The organism is uncultured Campylobacter sp. (assembly GCF_938045405.1).
Lineage (GTDB): Bacteria > Campylobacterota > Campylobacteria > Campylobacterales > Campylobacteraceae > Campylobacter_B.
Genome location: NZ_CALIMW010000215.1, coordinates 1 through 8,571, shown reverse-complemented (window position 1 = coordinate 8,571; position 8,571 = coordinate 1). Strand labels below are relative to the sequence as shown.

Sequence of the window (8,571 nt, the reverse complement as noted above, 5' to 3'; positions counted from 1 at the left end):
TCGAGGATCTGCTCGCGCGCAAGCCCAAAGACCTCGATACCAAGGCGATCGAAAATTTTATCAAAGACAAGATCGTGCTGGTAACGGGTGCGGGCGGCACGATAGGAAGCGAAATTTGCAAGCAATGCTTGAAATTCGGCGCAAAGCGTCTTATCATGGTCGAGCACAGCGAGTTTAATCTCTACTCGATTAACGAAGCCACCGGCGCGGATGCGCGCAACGAGTTAAAGATGATAAACGTCGTTTATCGCCATGAGCTGGAGGAGGTTTTTGCAGAATTTCATCCCGAAGTAGTCGTGCACGCAGCGGCGTATAAGCACGTGCCGCTATGCGAGTTTAATCCGCATCTAGCGGTCAAAAACAATGTCGTCGGCACGAAAAACGTAATCGATCTATCCAAAAAATATGGCGCGAAAAAGGTCGTTTTGATCTCGACCGATAAGGCGGTGCGGCCGACTAACATTATGGGCACAACGAAGCGTATCTGTGAGCTTTACGCGCTAAATTCCAACGACGCGGCAAGCGATACGCAGATTGTCGCCGTCCGCTTCGGAAACGTGCTCGGCTCAAGCGGTAGCGTCATTCCTAAATTTAAACGCCAGATCGAAGCGAACGAGCCGCTTACCGTTACGCACCCCGAGATTACGAGATATTTTATGCTCGTTAGCGAGGCGTGCCAACTCGTGCTTCAAGCAGCCTCCATCGCGCAGGGCGGCGAGCTTTTCGTGCTGGATATGGGCGAGCCCGTAAAGATCGCCGATCTTGCCAAGCGAATGCTGCAGCTTGCCGGTAAGGAGGAGCTGGGTATTAAATTTGTAGGCCTGCGTCCAGGCGAGAAGCTTTACGAGGAGCTTTTGATCGACGAAAACGACAAGAGCACTAAGTACCAATCAATCTTCGTAACCCACTCCGCAAAATACGACCTAGAGGAGCTAAACTCGCAGATAGAGGAGCTTTCGGAGTGCGAGGACGCGCAGGTTGCGGATAAGCTAAAACGTATCGTGCCTGAGTTTTCGCACCGATTGAACGATATGAAGGGCACGGCTTGATCGGTATCGTGGATTACGGCGCGGGCAATATCCAAAGCGTGATGAACGCGCTTAGCTTTTGCGGCGCTAAATTTTGCCTCGCGCGCAGCCCTGAGGAGCTTTTGAGCTGCGATAAGGCTCTGCTTCCGGGCGTGGGCGCATTCGGCGAGGCGATGGAGAGGCTTCGCGCAAGCGGTATGGACGCCGCGATTAAAGAGTTCGTCGCAAGCGGCAGATATTTTTTAGGCATCTGCCTTGGGATGCAGCTTCTGTTTGAACAAAGCGAGGAATTCGGCGCGCGCAGTGGGCTTGGAATTCTACCTGGTCGCGTCGTGAAATTTGACAAAACGAAATTTAATGTTTGCGAAGCGGAATCCGGATTTGAAAACACGAGATTCGGACTGGGCGAAGTAGAATTTAAACCCGAAAATTTAAAATTTAGATTGAGCAAAGCGGGATCCGGCGAGCGCTGCGGGCAAAATTCCGCTCGCGCCGAAAGCCTAAAGATCCCGCACGTCGGCTGGAACAGCGCGCATTTTATCAAGCGCTCGCCGATAAATGCGGGTCTAGGCGAGTTTGAGTATCTGTATTTCGTGCACTCCTATCACGTCCTTTGCGCGCGCGAGATTACGCTTGCGAGCACGTTTTACGGCTATGAGTTTGCAAGCGCGATCTGGCGCGAAAACGTATTTGCCTTTCAGCCGCATCCCGAAAAAAGCCACGATGCGGGCATAAAAATCATTAAAAATTTTACGGAGCTGTGATGGAGATTTTCCCTGCGATTGATCTGAAACAAGGATGCGCCGTACGCCTTAGCAAGGGCGAGATGCAAAGCGCAAAAATTTATTCCAAAGACCCCTGTGAGCTAGCCAAAAAATTTGAAGATCTCGGCGCTAAGTGGCTGCATTTAGTTGATCTCGACGGCGCGTTTGCTGGCGAGGCGGTAAATTTCAAAGCGATCGAGCGGATCGTAAAAAGCACGCGCCTGCGCGTAGAAGTGGGCGGCGGCATCCGCGACGAAGCGCGCATAAAGGAGTATTTAAGCTTAGGCGTCGATAGATTTATCCTGGGCTCGGCGGCGCTAAAAAACTCGGATTTCGTAAGGGGGATGGCGAAGCTTTACCGCATCGTCGTGGGCATAGACGCAAAAGAGGGGCTCGTAGCCACCGAGGGCTGGGCGGAGCTAAGCCGCGTAAAAGCGACCGATCTGGCGCGAGACTACGCGGATGCGGGCGTTTGTGCGATCATCTGCACCGACATCTCGCGCGACGGGATGTTAAGCGGCGTAAATGTAGAATTTAGCCGCTCTATCGCGAAAGCTTGCAGCATCGACACTATCGCAAGCGGCGGCGTTAAAGATATAAACGACATAATCGCGCTTAAAAACGCAGGGCTCATAGCAGGCGTCATCGTCGGCAAGGCGTATTACGAGGGCACGCTCGATCTTAAAAAGGCGTTTGAAGCTCTATAAAAACGCCCGAGCGTAAGCAAAGTTTGAACTAAATTTTAGTAATATGCAAATTTTAAAATTTAAAGGCGATGTGAGGCGATGAAAGATTTTTTTTATGAGATGATCGTAAAAAGCGCGAATGCGAGCGAGCTTTTCAAGAGCTTTGCGTTTGAGCTCGGCGTTACCTGCGTCGAGGAGGATGGCGATCGCTTCATAATCCGCGACGAAGAGGATCTGCAAAATTTAAAATTTGCGTTTGAAGAGTTTAAAAAGGGGCTTGCGCGATCTCTTAATTTAGACGCCGATCTGCAGATCGAAATTTCAAAAAAGCAAAACAAAGACTGGCTCGACGAATATAAAAAAGGGGTCGCGCCCGTAGCGGTCGGTAAATTTTACGTCCGTCCGAGCTGGTGCGAAAGATCGCAAGATCGCGCGCTAATCGATCTGCTGATCGATCCTGCGCTAGCGTTCGGCTCAGGGCATCACGAAAGCACCAATATGTGCCTAGCGCTGCTTAGCGAGCTTACTCGCGCGGGCATGAGCGCGCTTGACGTGGGCTGCGGCAGCGGAATTCTAAGTATCGCGATGAAAAAACTGGACGCAAAGGTAAGCGCTTGCGATACCGACGAGCAGGCGGTGACCGCTACGCAGCAAAACGCCGAGAAAAACGGCGTGCAGATCGATAAAATTTGGCTCGGCAGCGTTTCAAGCCTAAACGAGCGAGGCTCAAGCGAAAGCGCGCAGCCGCAGTTTGATCTCGTCGTCGCAAATATAATCGCCGACGTGATTTTGATCCTAAGCGCGGATCTGAAAAAAGCGCTAAAACCCGGCGGCAAGCTCGTGCTGTCGGGAATTTTGGAAAAATATAAAGATAGGATAGAGCAAGCCTTTTCGGATCTAAGCTTCGTCTGTATGAAGCAAGAAAACGAATGGCTCAGCTTTGTATATGAAAGGAAGATATGAACAATAACCAAAACAATCAACCCCCTCAAAACGGCGGCGGAAACAATTTTTTTAATAAAAATCCGATCGGCGTTTTTATAATTTTTGCGCTTATTTTGATAGTCGTGTTTAAAGCGATATCCCCAAGCGGCGGATTTGATAGCGGTGGAGTGCTAGGCTCCGTTTCGGGCGAGAGTAGAAACGTAACTTACTCCGAGCTAAAATCGCAAATCAAAAACTCTCAAGTAAGCATGGTTTCCATCGGAAGCTCCACGATTAAAGCGCAAGTCGGCAACGTAATCTACACCGCCAAGCGCGTGGATGATCCAGAGCTGGTTCAAATTTTAGAATCGCGCAAAATTCCATACGGCGCGTATAACGAGAGCAACTTTTTGACCGATCTGCTCTTTAGCTGGGTCTTGCCGCTCGTGATTTTCTTTGGAATTTGGATGTTTTTAGCCAATCGCATGCAGCGCAATATGGGCGGCGGCGTGCTCGGCATCGGAAGCTCCAAAAACCTGGTAAGCGCCGAAAAGCCGAAGGTTAAATTTAGCGATGTAGCGGGCGTCGAAGAGGCAAAAGAGGAGGTTAAAGAGATCGTAGATTTCTTAAAAAATCCCGAGCGATACATCAGTCTCGGGGCTAAAATTCCAAAAGGCGTGCTTTTAGTGGGCCCTCCCGGCACGGGCAAGACGCTGCTAGCCAAAGCGGTCGCGGGCGAAGCGGACGTGCCGTTTTTTTCGGTATCGGGCTCCAGCTTCATCGAGATGTTCGTAGGCGTGGGCGCCAGCAGGGTGCGCGATCTATTTGATAACGCTAAAAAACAGGCTCCGGCGATCGTTTTTATTGATGAGATCGATGCGATCGGCAAAAGCAGAACCGCAGGCGGTATCGGCGGAGGTAATGACGAGCGCGAGCAGACGCTAAATCAGCTGCTTGCCGAGATGGACGGCTTCGGCTCGGAATCAAGCCCGGTAATCGTCCTTGCGGCTACTAACCGTCCTGAGACGCTGGATGCAGCGCTTCTGCGTCCGGGCAGATTCGATAGGCAGGTTCTAGTCGATAGACCCGATTTTGACGGCAGAATGGCGATTTTAAAGGTGCATATGCGCGACGTTAAATTTGCTCGCGATATCGATATCGAAGAGATCGCGCGGCTTACCGTGGGCTTTGCGGGAGCCGATCTTGCAAATATCATCAACGAAGCCGCGCTTTTAGCGGGTCGCGAGGCAAAGGCGGAGGTCGAGCAAAAAGACCTGCTCGAAGCGATCGAACGCGTCGGTATCGGACTGGCTAAAAAATCGCGCCGCGTAAGCCCGATCGAAAAGCGAATCGTCGCCTACCACGAAAGCGGTCATGCGCTCATCGCCGAGCTTACTAAAGGCGCGATGCCGGTATCTAAAGTAACTATCGTGCCGCGCGGATTGAGCGCTGCGGGATACACGCTAAATTCGCCGTTTGAAAATAGATACCTGCACCAGCGCCATGAAATTTTTGCCGAGATCGATACGTTTTTGGCGGGGCGCGCGGCGGAGGATGTGTTTTTGGGCGAGATCACCGACGGAGCGGGCAACGATCTACAGCGCGCTACCGATATGCTTAAATTTATGGCTACTCAGGTCGGAATGACCGATGCGCTCGGGCTTGCGGTGCTAGAAAAGCAGCAGTATTCCTTCCTAAACGGCGGACAGAGCATCAAGGATTACAGCGAGGTAACGGCGGTTAAGATCGACGAATATGTCCGCAAGACGCTGGATGAGCGCTACGCGGCGGTAAAAGAGACGCTAAGGACCTACGCTCCGGCGATCGAGGAGATGGTGAAGGCGCTGTATGAAAAAGAGACGGTCTCTGGAGAGCAGATCGTAGAGATCATCTCTAAATTTGAAAAAGATAACGGCATGCCTACCCGTCTGGTGCGAAATTTAGGCGCTAACGATGATATCGAAAGCGCAAAGAGCGAGGCTTAAATTTAAAGCCTCGCGCGCGGTAAGAACTTAGGGCTAAATTTTAAGAAGGTCGCGCTAAAATGCTTTATGCGCGATCCGCGGCACCGAATGAAAAGCGGTGTAAAAATAAAATTTTAAAGAGTAAGAGATGGAAGAGGAAAAGGGAAAATTAATCTACATATTGCCGAATTTTTTCACGGCGGCAAGTGCATTTTTGGCGGTTATCAGCATAATTTCTACGATCAAAGGCAACTTCAGTGCCGCGATCTTTTATATCATTTTATCCTTGATCTGCGACGGGCTTGACGGCCGCGTGGCGAGGCTAACGCATGCGACGTCGAAATTCGGCGTGGAGTTCGATAGCCTTGCGGATATCGTTGCTTTCGGCGTCGCGCCGGCGCTGCTATTTTATTGCGCGGTCGGGCACGATTACGGTAAGGTCGGTTCGCTCGTAGCAGCACTTTACGTGGTTTTCGGCGCGATCAGGCTGGCGCGATTTAACGTCACCACGGGCACCTATGAGCCTAGCGTTTTTATCGGGCTACCGATACCAACGGCAGCGATTACGATGGCGTTTTGGATCGGAATTTATCTAAAATATGAGCTCTCCAAAGGGTTTGGCGTATTTTTGATCATCGCAATGGCGGTGCTATCGTTTTTAATGGTCAGCAACATCCGCTTTCCAAGCTTTAAAAAGATCAGCCTAAAACGTCCCAATGCGATTAAAATTTTAGTGCTTCTAATCGTCGTGTTTTTCTCGCTTTTATATCTTTTCAGGCTGGAATTCCCGGCGGTGCTTACTTTGGTTTATATTGTTTACGGTTTGGTTCGCGGAGCTTTAAATTTAAGCGCGGCTAAATTTCATAAAAAAGACAAACCCGAGGAAACGGCGAAGTAATCTCAAATATGTTTATCGCCGCGATTGTTTTTAAGTTTGCGCTGCTATAATTTCGCCAAATTTTAACGCTTTGAAAGGATTTGTAATGGACAAAAATAAAATCATAATCTTCGATACGACGCTTCGTGACGGCGAGCAAAGCCCTGGAGCGTCGATGAATACGGACGAAAAGATCCATCTTGCGTTGCAGCTTGAAAAGCTGGGCGTAGATGTTATCGAGGCGGGTTTTGCGGCGGCGAGCCCGGGGGATTTTGACGCGATAGAAAAGATTGCTAGCGCCGTTAGTAAGGTTCGCGTCTGTTCGCTTGCGCGCGCTTTAGAAAAGGACATCAAGGCCGCGGGCGAAGCGATAAAGGGCGCGAAGCTCGGGCGCATCCACACCTTCATCGCCACAAGCCCCATCCATATGGAATTTAAACTCAAAATGCAGCCGCAAGAGGTCATAAAACGCGCCATAGAGTCTGTACAATACGCAAAAAGTCTATGCGATGACGTGGAGTTTAGCTGCGAGGATGCGTGCAGAAGCGATATCGGCTTTTTAAAAGAGATCTGCGACGCCGCGATAAACGCAGGAGCCTCCACCATAAATATCCCCGATACGGTGGGCTATCTCTATCCGGACGAGATCACCGCCCGAATAGGTGAAATCGTTAAGCTTATCGGCGAGCGCGCCGTAGTTTCGGTGCACAATCACAACGACTTGGGAATGGCTACCGTAAATTCCTTAGCCGCTATCTTGGCAGGAGCCAGACAGGTCGAGTGCACGATAAACGGTATCGGCGAGCGCGCGGGCAACGCGGCGCTAGAGGAGATCGTAATGGCGATCAAGACGCGCACAGATAAATTTGCGCCGCTTTATACCGATATAAATTTGAAAGAAATTTATCCATCCAGCCGCCTAGTCGCGAGCATCACCGGCATCGAGCCGCAGCCTAATAAAGCGATCGTGGGCAAAAACGCCTTCGCGCATGAAAGCGGTATCCACCAAGACGGCGTGTTAAAACACAAAGAAACTTACGAGATCATGCACGCCGAGGATATCGGGCTTGATAAAAACTCGCTCGTGCTGGGCAAACACAGCGGCCGCCACGCCTTCAAAGACAAGCTGGTATCTTTGGGCTATGAGCTTAGTAACGAGCAGATTGAGATCGCGTTTAATAAATTTAAAGCGCTCGCCGATAGCAAAAAGGACGTTTTCGACGAGGATATTAGAGAGCTCGTAAACGACGAGTTCGTGGGGGCCGAGAAGACCTACGAAGTGCTGGTTTTAAGCTCCAATAGCTGCAACAAAGGACACGCTAGCACCGCGCTTACGCTAAGGTATAAGGATGAAATTTTAAGCGACAGCGCGCTTGGAAACGGCGGCGTGGATGCGATATTTAAGGCGATAGACCGCATTAGCGGCATCAGCGGTAGCCTGAAGGAGTATCAAGTAAAAGCAGTCTCGCAGGGCAAAGACGCGCTGGCGAAAGTAACCGTCAAGGTGGAATTTGCGGGCGAGGGCGCCATTATCGGCAGAGGACTTGACGTAGATACGATGCTAGCGTCCGCAAAGGCCTACGTTGCGGCGCTAAATACATATTTGGACGCTAAACGTTAAGATGTCGGCGTGTACGGCGGGATTTGCTAAATTTAACGCAAATTCCGCCAGATTAAACAAATCAAAAGCAAAATTTTAATAATATTTCACACTTAAAACGTTGGAGTAGGGGGTATTGAGCCGAAACTCGTTTTAAAATTTATTTATGGAGACTTTTATGAAAAAAGTTCTTGTATTGTTATTTGCGCTTTGCGGCGCGGCTTTCGCTAGCGAGCAGCTAAGCGCTTACACTCAGATCGTTTCTTTTTCTGCAATTACCGTTGCAGTTGTTTTAGGTCTAGCCGCTTTGGGTGGCGCGTTAGGTATGGGAAATGCCGCTAGCGCGACGCTTAACGGTATCGCTAGAAACCCAAGCGTAGCTAGCAAACTATCGACTACGATGTATATCTCGCTTGCGATGATCGAAGCGCAGGTTATCTATGCGTTGGTTGTTTCATTCGTCTTGCTTTTTGCAAACCCTTTTTTGACAGAAGGCTTAAAGGCTGCTGCAAATTAATCAAAAGCCCGAGAAATCGGGCTTCAAACTTATATAATTCAAGGCTTGAGATCAAGCTTTAAAATTTATGCGACCGTGGTGGAATTGGTAGACACGCTATCTTGAGGGGGTAGTGCCGCAAGGTGTACGAGTTCAAGTCTCGTCGGTCGCACCATCTATCAAAATTTTCCCTATTTTTTTCGTTTTTTGAATTTTAAAATAATTTTTTGAG

8 protein-coding genes and 1 tRNA gene are annotated in these 8,571 nt (G+C 49.9%); all 9 read left to right on the top strand.

What is annotated here, in order from left to right:
- Positions 1-1,049 (top strand): polysaccharide biosynthesis protein (locus Q0140_RS09035; protein ID WP_297963892.1); only part of this gene is annotated, 1,049 nt, incomplete at its 5' end.
- Entirely contained in the window at positions 1,046-1,792 is a 747-nt protein-coding gene (gene hisH / locus Q0140_RS09030; protein ID WP_297963890.1) for an imidazole glycerol phosphate synthase subunit HisH, read from the top strand. The genes Q0140_RS09035 and hisH, both read left to right, overlap by 4 nt.
- A complete protein-coding gene (hisA, locus tag Q0140_RS09025) occupies positions 1,792-2,499 on the top strand; it encodes a 1-(5-phosphoribosyl)-5-[(5-phosphoribosylamino)methylideneamino]imidazole-4-carboxamide isomerase (RefSeq protein WP_297963888.1) in 708 nt (235 codons plus the stop codon). Before hisH ends, hisA begins: the two co-directional genes overlap by 1 nt.
- A gap of 78 nt (positions 2,500-2,577) precedes the next feature.
- Positions 2,578-3,441, top strand: coding sequence for a 50S ribosomal protein L11 methyltransferase (locus tag Q0140_RS09020; RefSeq protein WP_297963886.1), 864 nt, complete (start codon positions 2,578-2,580; stop codon positions 3,439-3,441).
- Positions 3,438-5,387 carry an ATP-dependent zinc metalloprotease FtsH gene (gene ftsH, locus Q0140_RS09015; protein WP_297917014.1) on the top strand — a complete coding sequence of 650 codons (1,950 nt, stop codon included), beginning with the start codon at positions 3,438-3,440 and terminating at the stop codon, positions 5,385-5,387. The genes Q0140_RS09020 and ftsH overlap by 4 nt, the downstream gene beginning before the upstream one ends.
- 127 nt (positions 5,388-5,514) lie before the next feature.
- Entirely contained in the window at positions 5,515-6,264 is a 750-nt protein-coding gene (gene pssA / locus Q0140_RS09010; RefSeq protein WP_297963885.1) for a CDP-diacylglycerol--serine O-phosphatidyltransferase, read from the top strand.
- An 85-nt stretch (positions 6,265-6,349) separates the two neighbouring features.
- The gene (locus Q0140_RS09005) at positions 6,350-7,864 is read left to right on the top strand and encodes a 2-isopropylmalate synthase (protein WP_297963883.1); all 1,515 of its coding nucleotides are present in this window, start codon (positions 6,350-6,352) and stop codon (positions 7,862-7,864) included.
- 157 nt (positions 7,865-8,021) lie between these two features.
- Positions 8,022-8,360, top strand: a complete 339-nt coding sequence (atpE, locus tag Q0140_RS09000; protein ID WP_291937974.1) for an ATP synthase F0 subunit C — start codon at positions 8,022-8,024, stop codon at positions 8,358-8,360.
- Between the two features lie 69 nt (positions 8,361-8,429).
- Positions 8,430-8,514 (top strand) — tRNA-Leu (locus Q0140_RS08995).
- Positions 8,515-8,571 lie beyond the last annotated feature (57 nt).